The sequence below is a fragment of the Pseudanabaena mucicola FACHB-723 genome (genome assembly GCF_014696385.1).
Classification (GTDB): domain Bacteria; phylum Cyanobacteriota; class Cyanobacteriia; order Pseudanabaenales; family Pseudanabaenaceae; genus Pseudanabaena.
Genome location: NZ_JACJQB010000016.1, coordinates 25,653 through 47,247, shown reverse-complemented (window position 1 = coordinate 47,247; position 21,595 = coordinate 25,653). Strand labels below are relative to the sequence as shown.

Sequence of the window (21,595 nt, the reverse complement as noted above, 5' to 3'; positions counted from 1 at the left end):
AATAAACCTATGTCTAACCCTCCAGTTATTTTTATTGTTGATGATAATCCCGCCAATGTAAAGGTACTGTCTAAAGTGTTAGAGTCCTTTGGCTATAAGATTCTCATCGCTATGGATGGGGTAACGGGGATTCAGAAAATTACCAAAGCACAGCCAGATTTAATTTTGCTCGATATTCTCATGCCTGAGTTAGATGGCTTTGATACTTGCAAAAAATTAAAAGAATCCGAACTTACCAATGAGATTCCAATCATTTTTATGACTGCCCTTGCGAGTACCGCCGACAAAACCAAGGGGCTAAAACTCGGCGCGGTAGATTATGTCACCAAGCCATTTCAGCAGGAAGAGCTAATTGCGAGAATCGAACTACATCTAAAAATCCGTCGCCTCAGCAAAAGTTTAGTTGAGCAAAATCAACAGCTACAAGCAGAAATCATCCAACGCCAAAAAGCCGAAGAGCGCTTAAAAATCTTTTCGCGGATATCTGAGCAAAGCCCTGCTTCAATCGTGATTACGAATATGGAGGGCAACATTGAATATGTAAATCCTAAATTTGAACAACTGACAGGCTATAGCCTCAACGATGCGATCGGTAGAAATCCGCGCATTCTCAAGTCTGGGTTTAATGCAGACGACAAATATGTACAACTCTGGGACAACATCACCCATGACAAAGAATGGCATGGCGAATTATTAAATAAAAAGCGTAATGGCGAACTGTATTGGGAACAAGCTTCCATTTCGGCTATTAGAGATGATGATGGTAATGTCACGCACTATGTAGCAGTTAAAGAAGATATTACCCTTCGCAAACAAAAGGAACTTGAATTTCGGCAACAGGTAGAACGAGAACATATTGTCTCTAGCCTCATCTTGAGTATTCGTCAGTCCCTCAATCTTTCGGCAATTCTGAATACGGCAACGACGGAACTGCGAAAGATTTTGGAGATTGATCGGGTATTGGTCTACAGCATCTTACCTAACGATAGCGGTAAGGTTGTGGCAGAGTCAGTTTCTAGTCAGCTAGCACCAATGTTAGATATGAGCCTTTCTGAGGAAATATTTCCCCCAGAAGCCCATCAGAGCTATATCGAAGGCAGAATTTATCAAATTGATAATCTCGATCAAGTTAGTATTCGTCCTTGTCTGCAAAATTTTTTGCAAGGGCTAGGCATCAAAGCTAAATTAGTTGCTCCCATCATCCAAAATAATCATCTTTGGGGATTGCTAGTCGCCCACCATAGCCAGCCCCACTATTGGCAAGCATGGGAAACGGAGCTATTCCGTCAGGTGTGTAATCCGATGGCAATTGCCATTGATCAAGCTAGTCTCTATGAACAACTGCAAATCGAACTTGCGGAAAAGAAACTAGCGGAGACTGCTCTGCAAAAGCTAAATCAAGAACTAGAGGATCGTGTAGAGCAGCGCACCTCTGATTTGAGACAAAGTGAGTTTCGATTCCGACGCTTGTTTGAATCCAATGCCGCAGGTGTATTTACCTGTAACCTAGATGGACAAGTCTTGAGTGCCAATAATCGCTTCTTAGAGATGATTGGATATTCTGTGGAAGATCTCCAAAATCGTCTGATCAACTGTCGCGCCATTACGCCACTGGAATTTAAGCCACAAGATGAAAAAGCATTACAGGGAATGAGAGAGAGTGGCTTTAATACTCCCTACGAAAAGGAATATATCTGCAAAGATGGTCAACGCTTGCCAGTGTTGCTGAGTGGCGCAATGATTAGCCAAGATGAAGTTATTTGTTTGGCGGTAGATATCAGTGAATTAAAGGAAGCTGAAGAAAAGTTAATGCAGCAGGCGGAGCGAGAGAAGTCATTGCGAGAAATTACGCAGCGCATTCGCCAATCTCTAGAGTTACCAACTATTTTTCAAGCGGTGGTACATGAGGTCAAGCAATTGCTCAAGGTTGATCGCGTGAGTATTTTCTATTTCTATCCTGAATCTGAGCTTCAAGATGGAGCATTTGTGGCGGAAGAGTTACAGGATGGTTTTACAAATGCCTTTGAGCAGTCGATTCACGGTGGCGATTTTGGCAAGCATTTTGCTTTGCATTATCAATCTGCCACAACTAGCATGATTGCGAATCTTGACAGGGCAGAGATTACTGAGTCCCATCGTCAAATTTTGCAGCAACTAGAAGTTAAAGCAGAAATCGTTGTGCCAGTGATACAGGGCGGTCAGAGAGAGTATCTCTGGGGACTCCTATGTATTCATCAATGCTCTCGCCCAAGGGAATGGGAACAGTTTGAGATTGACTTTTTAACCCAAATTGTGTCGCAACTTGCGATCGCAATTCAACAAGCGGATCTCTATCAACAGGTACAGATCGAGCTAACTGAGCGCAAACAAATCGAGGCACAACTGCAAGAAAACAATGAAAAACTGGCGATCGCCAATGTGGAACTAGCCAGAGCAACGCGCCTCAAGGATGAATTTTTGGCTAACATGAGTCATGAGTTGCGTACCCCGCTCAATGCCATTTTAGGCATGTCTGAAGCTTTGCTAGAGGGAGTATTGGGGAAATTGAGTGATCGTCAAGGCAAAGCAATTAGTACCGTCGAGTCGAGCGGACAGCACTTACTTGCCCTAATTACAGATATTCTCGATCTTGCCAAGGTGGAATCGGGAAAACTAGAGTTACACCCTGAAAATGTCGAGATTAAAAAGCTCTGCAATGACAGTCTCACCTTTGTGAAGCAGCTTGCCCTTAAAAAGGAAATTCAGATATCTCTACAACTGAGTGAACGCTTGCATAATCATGCTTTTAGATATATTTACGTTGATGAATTGCGAATGCGCCAAGTTCTGATCAATTTACTCACCAACGCCGTGAAATTCACACCAGAAAAGGGCAAGGTAAGTTTGATTGTAGATATTATGGAATCTAATCTATCTTCTCCCGATTTATCTTCTAATTTATCTGTCAATTCATCTTCTCAAAAGTCACAGTTTTATATTGATTTTGTGGTCGCTGATACAGGAATTGGCATTGCTGCCGCCGATATTGGTAAACTATTCCAAACCTTTGTTCAAATCGACAGCGCTCTCAATCGTAAATATGCAGGCACAGGATTGGGGCTATCCTTAGTCAAAAAAATCACAGAAATGCACAATGGTTCTGTTACGGTCGAAAGTGAAGTGGGCAAAGGGACTCAGTTTCGGGTACGGGTTCCCTTTCAGCATGATTTAGTTGTCAACAACATGATTCAAGGGGTTCCATCCGTAGTGACCGAATCACAAAATTTAGATACATCTAATCAAGAACTAAAGCCTATTGCAATTTTATTAGCCGAAGATAATGAGGCAAATATAGAAAGTGTCAGGGGATATCTGGAAAGTCGCGGCTATAAATTATCACTAGCTAAAAATGGACAGATTGCCGTAGACATGGCGATCGCTCAGAAGCCCGATATTATCTTGATGGATATTCAAATGCCTGAAATGGATGGACTAACAGCGATCAAGATTATTCGTGCTAATCCAGATGTGGCGAATATTCCAATTATTGCGTTAACTGGCTTAGCAATGACGGGGGATCGCGAGAAATGTCTAGAAGCGGGGGCAAATGAATATCTATCGAAACCATTTCGCCTACGTCAACTCAACAATCTGATTCAAGACATTCTCAATCTAAACGGTAATGGCAATTCATGAATTGATGTTACCGTTTAGATTCTCTATTGATGATCGCCAAAATAGATACAGCTAGCTGTGCAGGTTTCACGGATTTCTACAGAATATAAACCATCCAAACCATCATTTTGGAGGTAGTTAAAAATCCATCTAGCTAACTCCTCACTAGTGGGATTTTCTAGCCTAGTTGACTCATTGAGATAATGATGATCGAGATATTTGTCAACCATTGGCTGAATGTGTTTTTTGATTAGCCCATAATCTAGCACCATGCCCATCTGTGAACCTTCAGATTGCAGAAAATCACTTTTGATCGAGATAATTCCCACAAATGAGTGTCCATGCAAACGTTGACATTTACCATCATGATGCGGTAGCTGATGCGCCGCTTCAAATCGAAATTCTTTAGAGATAATCCACATACAACAACCTTGATATTATCTTCACTTCTATCATCACTTGGATTAAGTTTTATTGAATTAACCTTGTTTAACAGTTAATTTCATGCTGGTTTCATTTTTTTGACATAACCTAGACCCATGAGCTTAGGAGAAAAGTTATGAAATTTACAGAACCTAGAGACTCTAATCTAGCAAATCAATCCAATCGCCAGCTTAACCAGCTTAATAAATTATGGCTATTGGGGGTTGTTGGTCTTGTGACTGCGATCGCAACTACTAGCCTTGTCCAAGCACAAACCCCCAAAGTTCCAGCTAAACCTTTTGATGCGGGAGCTTGTCCTAGTGACACAAATGCTGCCATGATGCCCCATCAAGGGATGTCTAATCACATGATGATGACGACAGGTGAAGCTGCCGATCGCCACTTCATTGAGATGATGATTCCGCACCATGACGGAGCCGTAAAGATGGCAGATCTGGCACTCAAGCGATCGAAAAATACTGATGTTCTGAAACTAGCGACAGCAATCAAACGTGACCAAAATCTCGAAATTATGCAAATGCGAGATTGGTATAAGCAATGGTATAAAGCCGATGTTCCAGATATGGCTAGCCGTCCGATGAAACCTTCTACTCACATGATGAGTATGGGCAACATGACGGGTATGCCTAGCAATAGGATGGGCAAGATGGGTATGAACATGATGGCTACTGATCTCAAGAAGCTGGAAACTGCTAAGGATAGTGATTTTGACAAGGAATTCTTAGCAGAAATGATTCCCCATCATAAGATGGCGTTGATGATGAGCAATATGATCGTGGATAGCGATCGCCCTGAAATGCGTAAGCTTGCTCAAAATATTTTGCGATCGCAAAGTCAAGAGATTGACCAAATGAGGGTTTGGTATAACAAGTTCTAGATTAAATTTGAGACGTAGATCTTATATTTACCTCTCAAATTTAATCTAGAATTTATTTTTATGTGACATCAATTCCTCTAGCCTTCCAAAAGTTAATACGCTCTTGGTTTGACCTATCTATTTTTGCTTGCCGCAAATGCAGTTATATCATCCAATATTTAATATCTAATTGTGCCTAGCTAATTACAGATTATTGAGGCTTTGAGTAATACGGCAATATTTTTAAAAGCGGCGCTTTGCGCCGCTTTTAAAAATATTGCTGGGTTTTAAGTAAGCGCAAGGCGCTGTAAGAATATATGCAGAGAGCTAGTCATTAATTTTTATTTTATTTTAGTACAATTCACCCAATTTATACATTACGCAATCATGAAATAAAACATCGGATTGTTATGTTGGATTTAAGTGAATAAATTACGTACAAAATAATTTAGGTAAAAATGAAAAATCAAAATTTAAATACAACAAGTGATAGTTTTTTCAGCACTCTTATTAATGCGATTAGAGTTAACGTGAGAAATAGCTTTAAAAACACCTTTCTATCTCTTTTTGGTTGCGCGTTGGTTTTACTTTTGCAAGTTACATTCTTTAGTCCTGAGGCGATTGCATCTCCTTTGGCTGGGTTGTTCGGCAATAAAGTTAGCGAGACAACTCAAGGTATGAAGACTGACAGGGCGATCGACCAAGTTACAGACAGCACCAAGGAAAATATTGGCAAAGCGAAAGAAGTTGCTAAAGATGTCAAAGATAAAATTGGTGATGGTGTAGACAAAGCTAAGTCAATGGCAAGCGATCGCACCAATGCAATGAAAAATGGAGCCAAAGATTTACCTGAGAAAGCTGGCAACAAAGTCGATGAAGCCATTGATTCTGTCAAAGAATTTTTAGGCAAGTAAATTTAGTAATTACATAGTCATCACTTTGCTATGACTATTCAATCAGTTCCATCAATTTTCAATAGATTTGAATAGATAAATAGAGAAAAAATGTATGGAATTTATTTGGTTTATTTTAATCGGACTAGTGGCAGGAGCCTTAGCTGGTCAGATAGTTCGAGGCGGCAGCTTCGGTTTGCTCGGCGATATTATTGTTGGTATTGTCGGCGCGTTGTTGGGTGGCTTCCTATTTAATGCCTTTGGAGTCTCTACAGGTAGTGGATTGATCGGCAGCTTGATTGTAGCAACCATTGGCGCAGTGGTTTTACTCTACGGTATTCGCTTAGTCAACAGAAATTCCTAATTCACCTGTTTGCGTTAGGTTAAAAAACCTACTTTCAATTTCAAGATTTTGTGCAAGTCACTCATAGATTATTTAGAGGATTAAGAACAATGACTAATAGAAATACAAACCCCAATACCCAAGCCGATGCTAATCTCGATCCTATTTCTGGAGAAGTAGGATCGCATCCCGTGGGAACAGGAGTAGGAGCCGCAGGTGCTGGCACTGTTGCTACAGTCATCGGTGGTGCAGTTGGCGGGCCAGTTGGTGCTGTAGTTGGTGCTGTCATTGGCTCAGTCGTTGGCGGTTTAGCTGGCAAGGATGTGGCTGAGCAAGTAAATCCTACGTTTGAAGAAACCAATTGGCAGGAGACCTATACTTCCAGCACCTATGTTGATTCAGATAAAACCTACGAAGATTATCAACCAGCCTATCGCACTGGTTATGAAGGCTATGAGCGCTATGGGCATAGTGGTCGGACTTATAGCGAAGTTGAGACAGATTTGCAGCGTGATTATCAAGCTAATCAGACTGGAAGTTTACCTTGGGAACAAGCCAAACATGCGGTGAAAGATGCGTGGGATAGAGCTTCTACTCGATTGAGAAGTTAAGCTCTAAAGAGAGAAAGTAGGACTTAGCACTCTTTCTCTCTTTAGCTATATCTTCATCTATTGACGATTCAAATATTGTTCTAAGATTTACAAGGAAGTCGGGCGTGAAGGCAAAAGATAAACTGTGCCTAGTTAAGGAAGTCGGGCGTGAAGGCAAAAGATAAACTGTGCCTAGTTGACGTACTCCCTCTTCAGGGGCTTGCCCTTTTACAAGTTTTCATGAAATAGTAGGGGGATGAACATAATTCAATTTTTTTCTAGAAAGCTACTGAAATCTCTGATCGCTGAAACAGTTTCTAAATTAAGTGCGTGATATTTCATAGGAACAATATCAAATTTATTTTTTAAAAATTCAAGAGTTTAACAATGAAAGATAATCAGCGTGATGAGAACAATCTAGAACGTCGGCAAGACTTACGGCAGGATGAAGAAACCTTTCGGCTTCGACAAGAAGAAAACCGCTTAGGTACTGCTCAACGTAGTAATACTTATCGCTGGATAGTGAATAGTATTTACTGGTTAGGGGGGATAATCGAAATATTGCTGGGACTAAGATTTGTCCTTCGCCTATTTGGTGCGAACATGCAAAATGAGTTTGCCAGACTGATTAATAATTTGTCTGCACCTTTTATTGCTCCATTTTCCACTTTATTTGTTAGTCCTACTTCCGATGCTGGGACAAATATCTTTGATGTGAATATTGTGATTGCAATTGTTGCCTATGCACTCTTGAGTTATCTCATAATTTCTTTAGTCAGATTTATTTTTTATAACAGAGTATAAATATAATTTCTTGGCTCAAGGATGCCGCAAGGAGGCTCGATTGTTAGATCACTCATTTTGGTTCTATGGCATTGCACTTTTTGGAATTATTCTGGTCAGATATTTTCTAGTAGCAGGGGGAATGTACTTATTTTTCTATTCATCATTACGGAAATCTGATTCAGGTCAGCCCGTACCACAAAATCCTTCTTGGGAATTAATTCAAAGTGATATTAAGCTTTCGGTGCTGTCGGCGGCAGTTTTTGCGATCGCATCAGCATTAATTTTATCGGGATATAGTTTGGGGTTTACTCGCCTATACAGCGATCCAGAACAGTACGGGCTGTGGTATCTAGGCATAAGCTATATCCTAGTTTTAATCCTTCAAGATACCTACTTTTACTTCACCCATCGCTTATTTCATCATCCAGCAATTTTTCATTGGGTACATCAAGGACACCATCGATCTCGCTATCCTACGCCTTGGACTTCCTTTGCCTTTGATCCCCTAGAAGCGATCGTGAGTTCTCTCTTTCTCATTAGTGTAGTTTGTATTATTCCATTACACTTCATCACTTTAATTTCAGTCCTAACCACAATGACAATTTGGGCAGTATTAAACCATTTAGGAATTGATCGACTGCCTCCGTCTTTTCCGCACCATTGGCTAGGTAAGTGGTTTATTGGGCCAGAGCATCATTCCATTCATCATCTGAAATACAGTTTGCATTATGGTCTTTATTTCACATTTTGGGATAAGTTCCTCAAGAGTGAAGATCCCAAATTTGTAGAAAGGTTAAATGAGCAACTAACAACTGATCGCGCTTAAATTTTGCTTGGGAAAAAGTTGCCATATTTTTTAGTCTCTTGTTTGTTCTAAGTCGAAAGCGCTGCTTTACAGCACTTTCGACAAAATACTTAGCCGTTCAAGACATCTTTCTTATGTTGAGGAGCCGCCGCGACTGCCGCCACCTCTGCTAAAAGATCATCGGATACCCCCATTTCTTTGAGGGTAATCATCAAATCCTCGGCAACTGCGTCAAAGTGAGCGCTGTTTAACCCCTGCTTTGCCACTAGATCCTTGTGAGCTTCACGCATTTGCGCTCCACTGTATTTATCAGTACCGCCAAAAGCATAGGTGAGAAACGCTTTTTGGTGCATCCGTTGCTTTTGCATATCGGTATTAGCAAAAAAGTGTTTGATGCGATCGTCCTGTAATACTCTTTCGTAGAAGCGATCGACAGCGATATCAACGGCGGCTGCGCCACCAAGTTTTTCAAATAATGTTGCCATGGAATTTCCTGTTTGCGAATGCTGACAGCATAGGAGAAAGTATTGTAATTAGTCTTTGACTTAAGTCAAAACCAATCTTAAAATATTCTTAAAGAAGTCTCAATGCAGATTCTTGAGCGATCGCATTCAGTTAAATAAGTAGTTCAGCATAAATAACCTTAAAACCCAGAAGCATGAGTTGCCCGCAAAGCAGACGAATCACGCTCTGATTTTTGATTTTAATATTGAAGCAAATGTTAAATAGCGTCGATTTGAGCAACTGGTTACAAAAGGTTTTGATTTTTCAAGGATTATCAGCAGAGCAATTGATACCTTTAGCGCAGATTGCTCATCTACAAACCTTTGAAAAAGCTGATTATATCTTCCATCAGGGTAGTGAAGCCACAGGATTTTTTATCATCCAGACTGGTCGTGTTAAAGTGTTTAAAACGGCATTCAATGGAAAAGAACGAATCTTACACTTGTTGAAGAAGTTTGATTACTTTGCTGAAGTTCCCGCTTTTGATGGCAAAACTTTTCCAGCATCTGCGATCGCCTTGGAATACACGGAATTAATTTTCTTTCCTCGGTTAGCTTTTTTAGATTTGCTTCATCAATATCCTGCGATCGCAATTAACATGTTAACGAGTTTGGCGAATCACTCGCGCAAATTGGCGCAGATGGTAGAAGATCTGTCGTTTAAAGAAGTGCCACAAAGATTAGCAGCTTATCTATTGGATTTGAGCGATCGAGTTAATAGCGATCATATTATTCAGCTAGATGTGACTAAAACTCAACTAGCTGCTAGTTTAGGGACTATTCCCGCCACTCTCTCTAGAGCATTCTCGCGTCTCAGTGATGAAGGATTAATTACGATCAAAGGTTCACAGGTCGAGTTGTTGGATCGTGAGCGCTTGCAAGATATCAGTAATTAAAACTTAAAATTGAAGCGTCCATTCACCTTTTCACCCTTGATATCGGTGAGAACTACAATTTTGTATTCGCCTGAAGCACTGCTGGGTAAGTTGGTGGCGTAATGTTTATTCGGCGCATCATAGGCTAGGTCATAGGATTTTTGAGAACCATCGGGAAACTGAACTTGTGCTGTCACCTTAGCATCAGGAATCGCTTCGTGATTGTCTCCTGTTTGCAAGAAGAAGTCGAGATGAATATTATTTTCTTCTTTAACCATTAACAGTTCTAAATGATAAGCGCCAGCCTCAACGACTTGTCCACCCTGATTGGGTTTGCCATGATTTTCTGGTTTTTGAGCAGCTTTGGTGTCTGTTTTAGTGACAGTTTGAGGACTTGGTTCTGTTGTGGTGACAGCGATGGGGCTTGTTGTGGGACTTGAGCTAGTCGGGCTATTGCTGCAAGCCGCTAGGATATTTACAAAAATAATACTAATGAGTAGAAGTTTAGGCGATCGCATATAAATAGATTTCCTTGTAAAAGATTGTGTGAGATTTTAAGGGCTTGAAGCTTGTATTTCCTGCGTAGTAGGAGACACAAGCTCTTTTTTTAGTTTAGGTGTGACATATTTCCCAAATTGGGAATATAAGGCAGGTAGTACCAATAAAGTTAGAGCCGTAGAGGTGACTAAACCGCCTAAAACAACAACTGCAAGAGGTTGCAGGATTTCTTTGCCCGCACCTGTACCAATGACAAGAGGAACCATGCCGAGCGCCGATGTGAGGGCAGTCATCAGAATAGCAGCTAGACGCTCCATCGAGCCTTCATGAATTACTTGCTGGAAGGGAATTCCCTTGGCAAATTTTTGATTGTAGTTATCGACTAGTAGCAATCCATTTCTCACAGCAACTCCGAATAGGGTAATGAAACCAACTAGGGATGCGACAGAAATAACGCTGCCACTAATTGCGATCGCTAAAATGCCACCGACTACAGCGAGGGGTAAATTCACCATAATCATTAACATCGCAGGAATTGATTTGACGGCGAAATACATCAGCACTGCGATAATTAGAGCGGCGAGACTGCCAAAGATAAGTAGATTTTGGGTAGCGCGTTCTTCGGATTCAAACTGTCCACCATACTGGATAAAATAGCCAGCGGGTAAAATTACCTGCTGCTTGACTTTTTCCTGAATCTCGTTGACTAGCGATCGCAAATCCCGTCCCGATACGTTAGCCGAAACTACGAGCAGACGGGAAACATTTTCGCGATTGATCGTATTTGCGCCTGTACCATATTCGATTTGAGCAACTTGTGATAAGGGAATTTTTTGCCCTGTGGGGGTATCGACTAATAGATTTTGAATTACATCAAGGTTATTTCTGGCTCCAGGTTTCAGCCATACGACTAGATCGAATAATTGCTGACCTTGCAAAACTTGGGATACCGTTTTGCCATTGAGGGAAGTTTCTACCATTTCGGCGAGATGTCCAATCGTTAAACCATACCTTGCTGCCATCGGTCGATCAAATTTGATTTGCAATTGTCGAACAGGAACTTGCGGCTCCAGTTGCAAATCCACCAGCCCATCAATACCCTTCATCGCAGTTTCCACTTCTCTACCGATCGCCCTTAATTCTTCTAAATCTTGACCGAACACTTTAACGGCGATTGCACTGCGAACTCCAGAGAGGACTTCATCCATGCGATGGGAAATAAAACCGCCGATGTTAGAAGCGACTCCAGGCAATTTATTAAATTCTTGACGTAGTTTAGCGATGCTACCTGCGCGATCTTGGATACCGCGATCGCTAAGTTCTATATCCACATGACCAAGGTTTACGCCTCCCGCATCCGCATCCCCAGGGGCGCGACCAGAGCGTAACTGTACGGTTGTGAAGTCTGGATCATCCTTGAGTGCGTCTTGAAGTGCTAAGCCCATGCGATTTGTTCGTTCCAGCGAAGTGCCAGGGTAAAGCAATATCGTATTGACTAGCGATCGCTCTTGGAATTCGGGTAGAAAAACTCGACCGAGGGTGGGCAAGATGATTAGAGAGGCAACTAAGGCGGCGATCGCAGGAAATAGAATTAATTTGGGGCGGTGAATGGATAGATTTAACAAAGGACGATAGAGCCTCTGAGCAAAGTTACTCACCCATGTCTCATCGCTAGGTAGTTGACAGGAAGTTAATAAAATCGCACAGAGGGCAGGGGATAGGGTCATCGCCACTAGGGTTGAGGCAAAAATGGATATAAGATAAGCCACGCCCATCGGTGCAAAAATATTTCCTTCCACTCCCGTCAGCGTAAAAATCGGCGCAAAAACTACACCAATAATGATCGTGGAAAAAATCACGCTGACGCGCACTTCTACGGAAGTGTCATAAACCACAGTAAATGGATGTTTGGGATTGCCGACCGCTTGGTTCTGACGCATTCCGCGATAGCAGTTTTCCATATCAACGATGGAGTCATCGACTACCGAACCGATCGCCACTGCCAGCCCCCCCAAAGTCATCGTATTAATGCCTTGTCCGAACCATGACAAAATCAGCATTCCAATCAGAATTGATAAAGGAATCGCACTGAGGGTAATGACGGCAGTGCGCCAATTCATCAGGAACATGATCATGATGATGGCAACGATGATGATGCCATCACGGAGGGAGTCACGCACATTATTGATCGCTGATTCAATAAAGCTCTCTTGGCGAAAGGTAACTTGCACTTTTACATCCTTGGGAAGTGCTGCTTGAACTTCGGCGATCGCTTTTTCGACAGCGCGGGTCACGGTAGGGGTATCGGCTTGGGGTTGCTTATTGATTAGCAATACCACCGCCCGCTTGCCATTGACACTACCATCTCCCCGCGAGAGGGCGGCTCCTAATTTTACCTCGGCAACATCGCTCAACTTCACAGGCTTACCATCGCGAGCCGTCACCACTGCTTCTGCTAACTGTTCAACGGTTTCAATCCGCCCCACCCCGCGAATAATTTCTTCGCGATCGGTCGTAATTAAAAATCCACCTGCGGCATTGAGATTTGCCTGACTCGCGGCTTCAGTCACCTGCTCCAAAGAAACATTAAAAGCAACTAATTTAGCAGGATCGACTAAAACCTGATATTGCCTAACATCACCACCATAGGCGATCGCCTGTGATACCCCCGCCACTGCCAAGATGCGATTGGAAACATTGCGATCGACCAGTCGCCGCACTTCCATTAAGTCAGTTTTTGGCTCTGAATTATTGGAATTCTCTTCCACGGTAAAGGCATACATCAAAATTGTGCCAATCGGTGAAGAAACTGGTGATATTTCTGGCTCTTTAGCATTCTCAGGCAATTTAGCGCGCACTTGCTGCAAGCGTTCGGCCACTAATTGACGTGCTTTATAAATATCTGTGTTGCCATCAAAAATAATTTTGACCGTAGAAATGCCCACGGCTGAAGCCGATCGCACAGTCACAACATCGGGAGTACCATTAACGGCGCTTTCGATGGGCAAGGTAATTAATGATTCTATTTCTTCAGGAGCTAAACCCTCGGCTTCTGTCTGGATTTCTACCTGTGGCGGCGCGAAGCTAGGAAATACATCCAGTGGCATCCGCGTCAGGTTGTAACTGCTAAGAATGGTAATTACAATTGCGCCGATGACAACTAACCAACGCTGAGCGATCGACCATTTGAGAATAGAGTTGAGCATAGGTTTATTCTGGCTCTCCTTCCGCTTTTGTAGCTGCAGAAGTTGACAGACTGTAGTGTTTCACAAGAAAATGAAATGAGCATGAAAAAGCAAATCCTAGAAGTGATGCTTGACTCGAATTGCATCACTAACGGGAACCAGTGGTTTTCGCGGCGATCACCCAACTTGATCGGTTGTGGAGGGGATATGTGGATTATTTTTCAGCATAGGTTTAGAAATGTTATGCTGCATTTTGCTCGATAAAAACCTATTTAGGTATATTATCCTGTAAAAATCTTGTTATTATACTTATTTGGTTGTTTTATCTCACACGTTATGTGATATTGACCTTGTATAAGTATTTATTCTGCAAGATGATACACAGTTAGCTAAGCCTTTATTCAAGCATCATCGTTAATTGACAAAGGTAGTATTGAGGAAAGAATGTCATACAAAAATGGAAATTACTGTGCTTTCTACGTTGCTGAACCATTTAACGAAGGAGCATTAGGCGCACACAAAGCAAAAGACTTTGTTTACTACAATTTACTGAGAGCATGGAAAGGATGGGACTTATCATTTCCTTTTAACGACTCACATAACAAAACATACAGTGTTCGAGATGGTAGTGATTGGGAGTCAACTTTAAAGCCAAGACTTCGAGAACGTCTTAGAAACTCAAAGAATGTAATCCTGTTCCTCAGTAAAAGGACAGTAAATTCTCGCGCACTAAGAGAGGAAATAGACTACGGAATAAATGTGTTGGGGCTTCCGATAATTATTATCTATCCTGATTACGAAACCAAGGAAAGCCTTTTGCAGAATGGCTCTTTAAAAAACGAGATTAAGAATTTATGGGATAAGTTACCGATACTAAGGGACTCAATGAATAAAGTTCCAACTTTGCATGTCCCTATGAATAAAGCTCTTATTACCAAATCGCTACAAGATAATGACTTTATGGTAAATACGAAAGCAATACCAGATGTGTATATCTATCGATAACAATGTATTAATCGTTGATATGATTTGGCAAAAACAAGAAAATTGAAGTTTAGGAGGAGGCTTTGATCAAAGTTAATCTGTTTGACAAGAGAATTATCAAACAATTCCTAGAATTTACATCAGGAATAAGCGTAGGACTTTCTCTCCTACTGATATTTGTTGAGATACCTAAAGAGGTAAAACTAACACTTGGTAGCATTTTTGCAGCAATACTACTCGTTACATATGCCTTCTTGTGGTTTAATTCCAATAACTTAGAAGAAGTCAATCTAGATGTCGAGGGAAGCATTGTCACCGTAAAGAAAGGTGATATTTTTAAGCAATCTGGATTCAAAGTCATTGCATTTAATGAGTATTTTGATACTCAGGTCGATGACAAGATAATTTCTCAACAGTCACTCAATGGAATTTTTATTACCGATTACCTTAAGGTTCCTGTAGCCGAATTAGATAAATACATAGAGAACTATTCGTTCGATGATGATGAGACTTTAGAAGAAAATACAGCTAGAAGATTTGGCAAGAAAAAACGATATAGTATTGGGACTATCTGTGTTTACAACGAATATATTTTGACTGCGTTCTCAAAGTTTGATGAGCAAAATAGAGCTTGGCTGACAATGCCAGATTATCTCAGTTTTTTAATTAGATTCTGGGATAAGGTTAATAGGGTGTACGCACAAAAGAGCGTTTCAGTTCCTATCTTTGGTTCAGGAATAACACGCATCAAAGAACACAAAAATATCAGTGATGAAGACTTATTGAAAATAATGCTTTGGACATTTAGAATTAGTGAAATGCGGTTTAAGTATCCAGCAAAGTTACACATTATTATACACGCAAGTAAGATAGACAGAATTAACCTATTGGATATTAAATCGGCCAAGAATGGTTTGTAAGTGAATCAAAGGAAAACATTATGAAAATTGTCTTTAGACCTTTACTTAAATTAGTGTTTTTGTTGCTAACTTTACCTGCAATAAATTTTTTAGGTGCAGATTCGGTAAATGCCAGAAAAATTGTTGATAGGGATTCACCTTTATGTAAAAGCCGCGATCTACTTACAATGATTGCATTTAGTACAAGAGAATATAATGTTGCCATATGTAAGGATTGGAGCAATTCTGACTATTACTATGTTGGACAAGATAAGCAAGACATTGAACAAACAATCTTTCTGAAAGTTTATGAAAGAAATAATCCATACACAGGTGCTAACCCTTGGTTACTTAAAGCTAGGAATGGAGAGTATACCTATCAGATTGCTGAATTTAATCCTCTTTCTAGAAATGGCTATGTTTCAATATCTGTGTTTAAAAATGGGAGTAGAATTTATCATGAAGTGACTGATACATACGTTGGGAGTTATGAATAGGAAAGTGCGATCGCCGATCTTGTAGGGTGCGTTAATGAAATGTAACGCACCTTAACTAATATTCAAAATTCGTGCATTACGCTGACCCTAACACAATCTACATTTACTACAATGTATTAGTACAGTTCAATTCAGGTGCAATATGTCCCTAATGAGCACCCCAGATAAGTTTCAAGTAATATCGCCTCCTTTTCGTTGGGATGAGGCAGGGGGTATTCGTATTGGCTCAAGTCGGGTAACACTAGATAGTCTACTTGCTTCATATCACAATGGCTCCACTCCTGAAGAAATTGCTATTCAGTATTCAGTTCTTCACTTAGAAGACATATACAGTGCGATCGCTTATTATCTAAACCATAGAGAGGAAATTGACAACTATCTGGAGCAACGCAATCAACAAGCTCAAAAACTCAGGCAACAACTTACTCAAAAGCACGACCTCACGAACCTAAGGCAGCGCTTGCTTGCTCGTCAGTCACAAAAAGAATCGAGATAAAATGCGCTTTCTAACTGACGAAAATTTTAACGGGGCTATATTGCGTGGTCTAATGAGACGTTTGCCTACATTGGATGTAATTCGTGTTCAAGACGTAGGGTTGAGGAATACTGATGATCCAATTATTTTGGAATGGGCGGCGAATGAGGGACGTATCTTGCTTACCCATGATGTAGCCACCATTACGATGTATGCATATCAGCGAGTCAATCAAGGATTACCCATGACTGGAGTTGTGGAAGTGATTGCGACAGCCGCCATAGGTAAGATCATTGATGACTTAGAATTATTTATCTGTTGTAGCGAGCCTGAAGAATATGAAGGTCAAGTTCTTTTCATACCTTTTTCCTAAAGCCCAGACAAAGCCTAACACTTAACACTGCGTTATCTTATTCTGGCTCTCCTTCAGTTTTTGTGGCAGCAGAAGTTGGCAGACTAGGGAGATAGATGGTTTCTATAGAACTTGGAGAAAACACATTGTTAGTATTATTTGTTGCTAAATTCTTGCGCTTACCCAGCCAATAGCCACCATAAACCGCACTGCCGACTATACTTGTGGCAATGAGGAAACTCCACCAAGGCAGAGATAGAGCCTTGTTACTATCTGCATTAGTCTCTTCAACAGCAGCCTTATTGGGATTACCGCGCAGCGATTGGGCATAAAGTAAAGGCGCTCCCTCAGTCACGATGCGATCGCCTTCAAACAAACCACTTTTTACCTCCACAAATCCATCGGATACTTGACCGAGAGTAACTTCCGTTGGTTCAAAGGATTTACCATTCTCGACATAGACCAATTTTTTGCCCTGCATATCTACTACCGCGATCGCAGGAATTGCGATAACAGGACTTAAAGCTTGACTGGTGAGAAGTTCCAATTCCGCAAACATTCCCGCCTTTAGCTGTCCATTGGCATTATTAATTTCTGCCTTGACGGGAATCACGCGCTGCTCCCCTGCAATTACGGAACCGATGGTGGTAATTGTGCCTTGCAGCTTTGTATTAGTTGGGGAATTGGTTGATATTCCTGCGACAGTGACATTAATCTTTTGTCCAATCTTGATGCGATTGATATCCTTTTCAAAAATATTTGCCGTGGCAAAAACGCGGCGATCGTTCACAATCGTCATAATCGGTTTACCTGCCTCTTCAAAACCTTCGCCAATTGTGGCTTCGCGATCGCTAACCACACCTGAGATTGGCGCAACAATTGTCACCGTACCGTCAGCGTCAGCCTTAGAATCTAACTGTCGTAAACGGGCGGCATATGCTGAACCACTTAACTCAACCTTTGATTGTGCTGCTTCTAGCATTGCTTCGGCTTTGGTGACTTGGGCAGCCGCTTCTAGCAATGGTAAACGACCTGATGCTTTAGACAAATTAGACTTAGCAGCGAGAAATCGGCTCTCCGATTCTTGGAATTGTCGCCGCGAGATTGCCCCACTTGCCAATAATTCGCGATCGCGGTCGTAACGTTCCTGATCAATCTTCAACTCCGTTTCCGCTTGACGCAGTTCCGCTTCCACAATCTGTTGTTGATTGCCATAGTTCTGTCTCGCAAATTGTAAATTCGCGATCGCCTCCTGCACACTTGCCACAGCGTCAGTTTGTTTCTCTAGGGCATTCACCCGCAAATCCGTCAGTTCAGGACTAGATAGCACTGCGACTACTTGCCCCGCTTCCACCTTATCCCCAGGTTGCACTAACAACGAAATCAAAGTTCCCTTAATCGGTGATGTCACTTTCACTTTGCCATCGGGTAAAGGTTCAATCTGCCCCGTAGCTTTGAGAGCGATCGCCATAGTCTTCTTGCTGACAGGTTCAACTTTGATGCCCACTTTTTGAGCCGTATTCTGATCAATTTCAATCGCCGATGGATTGGCGATCGTGTCACCATGACCAAACTCATCGCCATGCCCTGCATGGGCAAGGATTGCCACAGGATTAAGTAAGGGATTGACAAGCAAAACTAAGCTCAGACAAGTACCATAAATTCTTTTCATAAATTGCCCCTAATACATTTTTACTTGCCGTACCAAGCTTTGCGCCATGCACCCATACACGCGATCTTTTTTTCTGGTATGGAATCATGGCATATCAGGACACCTGAATGATTCATTGTTGTTGATTTGCCTACTTGCTTGTCGATCTTTATAGTCATATCTCAAACATTGCTTAGAATTCTTGCATTGTAGTGTTTCACAAGAAAATGAAATGAGCATGAAAAAGCCAATCCTAGTTTTTAAGTAGCTAAACATAATTAAAACCAAAACTCAGAGAGTGAGTCGCCCGCTTCGCGGGCGACTCACTCTCTGAGTTTTAAAGTTATTGATGCAGAACTACTTAGTAATTTGCAGAAGAGATCTTTTGGCAATTCTGGCGACGTAAATGCTTACGAATACGGTGGCAAGTAGTCCAATTAAGCGCAGACTCCATTGAATGACTTGTGTTTGGGGGTTACTGTTTGGTTGAGAGTTAATGAGGTTAATATCCATAACCAGAGAGCCAAGATAGACATACATGATCGTGCTGGGGATCATGCCAATTGATCCTAAAATATAATCTTTAAGAGCCACGCGAGTAATTCCAAAGGCATAGTTGAGTAGGTTAAAAGGAAAAACTGGTGAAAGACGAGTTAGAAAAACGATTTTGAATCCTTCTCTACAAATGACAGCATCAATTGCCCTGAAGGTAATCCTGAAGGTAATATTGTTGCGAATTTTTTGACTGACATAGCCCCTAGCTAAATATCTACCGATTAAAAAGGCAAAGGTTGCGCCTAAAGTTGCAGCGATGAACACATAGATTGAGCCGAAAAATACTCCATAGAGTGCGCCACCCCCCAAGGTTAGGAACGAGCCAGGAATAAATAAAACTGTGGCAAGGTTATAAACAATAATGAATACAATGATGCCAAGGGTTCCCTGATCCTTGATCCAAGTAATGATACTTTGCAGAAAACCATTGATATTCAGGTGATAACACGCTATTACTAACAATGCGATCGCAATCGCGTTGAGCAATATTTTTAGCCAAAATCGATATTTAGTTAAGTGGTATCTCGACATGGGATATATTAAACTATCAATTTAGAGCGACCAGATTTAGAAGTGTCACCAACCTTCATGAGGTTATCCTTGACTGCGTAAGACGTAGCCCACACCGCGCACGGTATGCAGTAACCGTTTAGAATTATGAACCTCTAATTTGATGCGTAAAGCCCGAATGTACACTTCAATAATATTCGACTCACCCATGAAGTCATAGCCCCACACCGATTCGAGAATCTGGTCACGGGTTAAGACTTGCTGGGGATGGCGCAGCATAAATTCTAGTAAATCAAACTCTTTGGCGGTCAGATCGACCCTCTGCCCTGCACGATAGACTTCGCGGGAAGTATGACTTAAAGTAATATCTTCAAACTGTAAATTGTCGGTAGCTTCAGGATACATCCGCCGCATTCTTGCCTTAATTCTGGCGAGTAGCTCTTCAATACTAAAGGGCTTAGTGAGATAGTCATCGGCTCCTGCATTTAAACCAGTAACGCGATCGCAAATTTCATCCTTGGCTGTCAGCATAATGATTGGTACTTTTACCCCCGTTTTGCGTAACCTTGTGCAGATATCTAATCCTGATATTTCGGGTAACATCCAATCCAAAATCACCAGATCAGGCTGTGTCTCACGGGCTAGTTGCAAGCCATCTAAGCCAGTCATCGCCACAGTTATTTGATAACCTTCTAAACCAAGTTCCATTTCAATAAATTTCGATAACTTAGGGTCATCTTCAATCAGTAGAATGCGATTATTCATCGTTGCGGATTCCATAGCGGTAAACTGATTGTAAAAATACTACCCTCATTTGGCTTGGACATGAGGCTGATTTTGCCATTCATTCCCTCTACTAAGCTTTTTGTGATCGCTAATCCTAGTCCAGTGCCATCGCGGGAACGGGTGGAGGGATCATCACTGCGATAAAAACGCTCAAACACACGCTGCTGATGGGCAAGGGCAATACCAATACCGCGATCGCACACATGGATGATCGCTCGATCTTCTCTAGTTTCCAGTTGAATTTCCACTGGATCTGCGGAATATTTAATTGCATTATCCAATAAATTAATCAAAACCTGTTGCAGTCGATCTTGATCAGCCAGAGCAACAATATCTTGATCTTGAGTGATCGCTGTGACCAAGCGATCGCTGACTTTGGCACTCATTGCCGCCACTTCCGCAACTAAGGTATTTAAAAAAACAGGAGCTTGCCGAAAATGCAAATTGCCACTATCAGCACGGGCAAGATCCAACAAGTCTTGAAGCATCTGGATCGTGCGCTCGGTTTCTGCGCTGGCAGTTTCGAGCGCTTGTTTTTGATAAACGCTAAGGTTGTCGCCACGGCGGAGCAAGCTTTGCAAATAGCCACAGATTACCGTCAAAGGCGTGCGTAACTCATGGGATACATTGCCAACAAATTGACGCTGCTGCTCCCAAGCGCTCGATAATCTTTGGAGCATTTCATTAAAAGTCTGTGCCAATCCCAAAATCTCATCGGGAGCCTTGGCTAGTTCTAATTTAGCAGCACTGAGGTCGTCAATGGATATCAGGCTTGCCATCTGACTCATTTCTTGCAAAGGCGAGAGGGCTTTGCGAATTCGCAGGGCGATCGCCACAATCAAGATCATCGTTGCACTAATACTAACGATAATTAATCCATAAATGCCATTATTTAACTGCAATTGGTCATTGGTAATATCTTGAGAAAGGTAAACCTTGCCAACAAGTTTTCCATTGACCGTTAGAGTATTGCCACACATCACCACATAGCGATCGCCGATTTGGATGACCTGTGGCGTGGTTGGCACTTGGGTATCGCCAATATTTTGTAAATCTGCGGCTAAATCATAGTTATTCGTAGATTTGGCAAGAACTTTGCCGTTGTCACCTTTGACGAGAATTGCTAACTCGGAAGTGGCAACTTTATTGAATGTCCGCTCTATTCCTGCTTGAACGCCACCTGTTTCCATATACATTTCCACTTGATCGGGAAATCGCATCGCCACATATTCCAGCATTTGCTTGTGACCATTGACCACTGTCTGTTCCATTCGCCAACCTGCCCAAACAGATACCCCCGTTAGGCTAATTACCGAAAGCGCGATCAATTCTACGGTCAAACGAAACTGAAGTGAGGTGTGTGAAACTCGCTTGCTAAGTAAATTTGCGATCGCAGTTCTAATTGATTTATACATTGGCTTTGTTTAGCAGGTTCGGCATTGGTGACGAGAAGC

The 21,595-nt window shown here is 41.7% G+C and carries 21 protein-coding genes; 13 read left to right on the top strand and 8 right to left on the bottom strand.

Annotated elements, in window-relative coordinates; translation table 11 throughout:
- The first annotated feature begins 9 nt into the window (after positions 1-9).
- The gene (locus H6F41_RS09865) at positions 10-3,675 is read left to right on the top strand and encodes a response regulator (protein WP_190403311.1); all 3,666 of its coding nucleotides are present in this window, start codon (positions 10-12) and stop codon (positions 3,673-3,675) included.
- 23 nt (positions 3,676-3,698) lie between these two features.
- On the opposite strand, the gene queD is transcribed toward H6F41_RS09865, so the two are convergent.
- Positions 3,699-4,076 (bottom strand): 6-carboxytetrahydropterin synthase QueD, encoded by a 378-nt coding sequence (gene queD, locus H6F41_RS09860; RefSeq protein ID WP_190403310.1) that lies wholly within the window; start codon positions 4,074-4,076, stop codon positions 3,699-3,701.
- A gap of 137 nt (positions 4,077-4,213) precedes the next feature.
- On the opposite strand from queD, the gene H6F41_RS09855 reads away from it, so the two are divergent.
- From H6F41_RS09855 to H6F41_RS09830, 6 genes are all read left to right on the top strand, one after another.
- Entirely contained in the window at positions 4,214-4,975 is a 762-nt protein-coding gene (locus H6F41_RS09855; protein ID WP_190403309.1) for a DUF305 domain-containing protein, read from the top strand.
- Between the two features lie 569 nt (positions 4,976-5,544).
- On the top strand, positions 5,545-5,868 hold the full coding sequence (locus tag H6F41_RS09850) for a hypothetical protein (protein WP_190403308.1): 324 nt from the start codon (positions 5,545-5,547) through the stop codon (positions 5,866-5,868).
- Between the two features lie 94 nt (positions 5,869-5,962).
- Positions 5,963-6,211: a GlsB/YeaQ/YmgE family stress response membrane protein gene (locus tag H6F41_RS09845; RefSeq protein WP_190403307.1), complete on the top strand. Its 249-nt coding sequence runs from the start codon at positions 5,963-5,965 to the stop codon at positions 6,209-6,211.
- An 89-nt stretch (positions 6,212-6,300) separates the two neighbouring features.
- Entirely contained in the window at positions 6,301-6,801 is a 501-nt protein-coding gene (locus tag H6F41_RS09840; RefSeq protein ID WP_190403306.1) for a hypothetical protein, read from the top strand.
- Between the two features lie 366 nt (positions 6,802-7,167).
- Entirely contained in the window at positions 7,168-7,584 is a 417-nt protein-coding gene (locus H6F41_RS09835; RefSeq protein WP_190403305.1) for a YggT family protein, read from the top strand.
- A gap of 40 nt (positions 7,585-7,624) precedes the next feature.
- Complete coding sequence (locus H6F41_RS09830; RefSeq protein WP_190403304.1) at positions 7,625-8,392, top strand: sterol desaturase family protein; 768 nt, start codon at positions 7,625-7,627, stop codon at positions 8,390-8,392.
- An 89-nt stretch (positions 8,393-8,481) separates the two neighbouring features.
- On the opposite strand, the gene H6F41_RS09825 is transcribed toward H6F41_RS09830, so the two are convergent.
- The gene (locus H6F41_RS09825) at positions 8,482-8,856 is read right to left on the bottom strand and encodes a group I truncated hemoglobin (protein ID WP_190403303.1); all 375 of its coding nucleotides are present in this window, start codon (positions 8,854-8,856) and stop codon (positions 8,482-8,484) included.
- 233 nt (positions 8,857-9,089) lie between these two features.
- Here H6F41_RS09825 and H6F41_RS09820 point away from each other — a divergent pair, with 233 nt between their 5' ends.
- Positions 9,090-9,770 (top strand): Crp/Fnr family transcriptional regulator, encoded by a 681-nt coding sequence (locus tag H6F41_RS09820; protein ID WP_190403302.1) that lies wholly within the window; start codon positions 9,090-9,092, stop codon positions 9,768-9,770.
- Here H6F41_RS09820 and H6F41_RS09815 read toward each other — a convergent pair.
- Together H6F41_RS09815 and H6F41_RS09810 are read right to left on the bottom strand one after the other, a co-directional pair.
- Positions 9,767-10,267 (bottom strand): hypothetical protein, encoded by a 501-nt coding sequence (locus tag H6F41_RS09815; RefSeq protein ID WP_190403301.1) that lies wholly within the window; start codon positions 10,265-10,267, stop codon positions 9,767-9,769. The genes H6F41_RS09820 and H6F41_RS09815 overlap by 4 nt on opposite strands.
- A 36-nt stretch (positions 10,268-10,303) precedes the next feature.
- Positions 10,304-13,453 carry an efflux RND transporter permease subunit gene (locus tag H6F41_RS09810; protein WP_190403300.1) on the bottom strand — a complete coding sequence of 1,050 codons (3,150 nt, stop codon included), beginning with the start codon at positions 13,451-13,453 and terminating at the stop codon, positions 10,304-10,306.
- A 423-nt stretch (positions 13,454-13,876) separates the two neighbouring features.
- On the opposite strand from H6F41_RS09810, the gene H6F41_RS09805 reads away from it, so the two are divergent.
- The 5 genes from H6F41_RS09805 (at position 13,877) to H6F41_RS09785 (ending at position 16,660) form a co-directional block, all read left to right on the top strand.
- The gene (locus H6F41_RS09805; protein ID WP_190403299.1) at positions 13,877-14,437 is read left to right on the top strand and encodes a toll/interleukin-1 receptor domain-containing protein; all 561 of its coding nucleotides are present in this window, start codon (positions 13,877-13,879) and stop codon (positions 14,435-14,437) included.
- 62 nt (positions 14,438-14,499) lie between these two features.
- Positions 14,500-15,336 (top strand): macro domain-containing protein, encoded by an 837-nt coding sequence (locus tag H6F41_RS09800; RefSeq protein WP_190403298.1) that lies wholly within the window; start codon positions 14,500-14,502, stop codon positions 15,334-15,336.
- Positions 15,337-15,356: 20 nt separating this feature from the next.
- On the top strand, positions 15,357-15,812 hold the full coding sequence (locus H6F41_RS09795; protein WP_190403297.1) for a hypothetical protein: 456 nt from the start codon (positions 15,357-15,359) through the stop codon (positions 15,810-15,812).
- Positions 15,813-15,954: 142 nt separating this feature from the next.
- Positions 15,955-16,308 (top strand): DUF433 domain-containing protein, encoded by a 354-nt coding sequence (locus H6F41_RS09790; protein ID WP_199288727.1) that lies wholly within the window; start codon positions 15,955-15,957, stop codon positions 16,306-16,308.
- Between the two features lies 1 nt (position 16,309).
- A complete protein-coding gene (locus H6F41_RS09785; RefSeq protein ID WP_190403296.1) occupies positions 16,310-16,660 on the top strand; it encodes a DUF5615 family PIN-like protein in 351 nt (116 codons plus the stop codon).
- 37 nt (positions 16,661-16,697) lie between these two features.
- Here the strand turns inward: H6F41_RS09785 and H6F41_RS09780 are convergent, their stop codons facing one another.
- The 4 genes from H6F41_RS09780 to H6F41_RS09765 form a co-directional block, all read right to left on the bottom strand.
- The gene (locus H6F41_RS09780; protein WP_190403295.1) at positions 16,698-18,311 is read right to left on the bottom strand and encodes an efflux RND transporter periplasmic adaptor subunit; all 1,614 of its coding nucleotides are present in this window, start codon (positions 18,309-18,311) and stop codon (positions 16,698-16,700) included.
- Between the two features lie 336 nt (positions 18,312-18,647).
- Complete coding sequence (locus H6F41_RS09775; protein ID WP_190403294.1) at positions 18,648-19,376, bottom strand: TVP38/TMEM64 family protein; 729 nt, start codon at positions 19,374-19,376, stop codon at positions 18,648-18,650.
- 63 nt (positions 19,377-19,439) lie between these two features.
- Positions 19,440-20,120, bottom strand: coding sequence for a response regulator transcription factor (locus H6F41_RS09770; RefSeq protein WP_190403293.1), 681 nt, complete (start codon positions 20,118-20,120; stop codon positions 19,440-19,442).
- Positions 20,117-21,556: a sensor histidine kinase gene (locus H6F41_RS09765; RefSeq protein WP_190403292.1), complete on the bottom strand. Its 1,440-nt coding sequence runs from the start codon at positions 21,554-21,556 to the stop codon at positions 20,117-20,119. The genes H6F41_RS09770 and H6F41_RS09765 overlap by 4 nt, the downstream gene beginning before the upstream one ends.
- Positions 21,557-21,595 lie beyond the last annotated feature (39 nt).

Bases quoted from the DNA above. Each gene is read 5' to 3' on its own strand.
- H6F41_RS09865 (WP_190403311.1), top strand. From the start codon at position 10: ATGTCTAACCCTCCAGTTATTTTTATTGTTGATGATAATCCCGCCAAT.
- queD (WP_190403310.1), bottom strand. From the start codon at position 4,076: ATGTGGATTATCTCTAAAGAATTTCGATTTGAAGCGGCGCATCAGCTA.
- H6F41_RS09855 (WP_190403309.1), top strand. From the start codon at position 4,214: ATGAAATTTACAGAACCTAGAGACTCTAATCTAGCAAATCAATCCAAT.
- H6F41_RS09845 (WP_190403307.1), top strand. From the start codon at position 5,963: ATGGAATTTATTTGGTTTATTTTAATCGGACTAGTGGCAGGAGCCTTA.
- H6F41_RS09840 (WP_190403306.1), top strand. From the start codon at position 6,301: ATGACTAATAGAAATACAAACCCCAATACCCAAGCCGATGCTAATCTC.
- H6F41_RS09835 (WP_190403305.1), top strand. From the start codon at position 7,168: ATGAAAGATAATCAGCGTGATGAGAACAATCTAGAACGTCGGCAAGAC.
- H6F41_RS09825 (WP_190403303.1), bottom strand. From the start codon at position 8,856: ATGGCAACATTATTTGAAAAACTTGGTGGCGCAGCCGCCGTTGATATC.
- H6F41_RS09820 (WP_190403302.1), top strand. From the start codon at position 9,090: ATGTTAAATAGCGTCGATTTGAGCAACTGGTTACAAAAGGTTTTGATT.
- H6F41_RS09815 (WP_190403301.1), bottom strand. From the start codon at position 10,267: ATGCGATCGCCTAAACTTCTACTCATTAGTATTATTTTTGTAAATATC.
- H6F41_RS09810 (WP_190403300.1), bottom strand. From the start codon at position 13,453: ATGCTCAACTCTATTCTCAAATGGTCGATCGCTCAGCGTTGGTTAGTT.
- H6F41_RS09805 (WP_190403299.1), top strand. From the start codon at position 13,877: ATGTCATACAAAAATGGAAATTACTGTGCTTTCTACGTTGCTGAACCA.
- H6F41_RS09795 (WP_190403297.1), top strand. From the start codon at position 15,357: ATGAAAATTGTCTTTAGACCTTTACTTAAATTAGTGTTTTTGTTGCTA.
- H6F41_RS09790 (WP_199288727.1), top strand. From the start codon at position 15,955: ATGTCCCTAATGAGCACCCCAGATAAGTTTCAAGTAATATCGCCTCCT.
- H6F41_RS09785 (WP_190403296.1), top strand. From the start codon at position 16,310: ATGCGCTTTCTAACTGACGAAAATTTTAACGGGGCTATATTGCGTGGT.
- H6F41_RS09780 (WP_190403295.1), bottom strand. From the start codon at position 18,311: ATGAAAAGAATTTATGGTACTTGTCTGAGCTTAGTTTTGCTTGTCAAT.
- H6F41_RS09775 (WP_190403294.1), bottom strand. From the start codon at position 19,376: ATGTCGAGATACCACTTAACTAAATATCGATTTTGGCTAAAAATATTG.
- H6F41_RS09770 (WP_190403293.1), bottom strand. From the start codon at position 20,120: ATGAATAATCGCATTCTACTGATTGAAGATGACCCTAAGTTATCGAAA.
- H6F41_RS09765 (WP_190403292.1), bottom strand. From the start codon at position 21,556: ATGTATAAATCAATTAGAACTGCGATCGCAAATTTACTTAGCAAGCGA.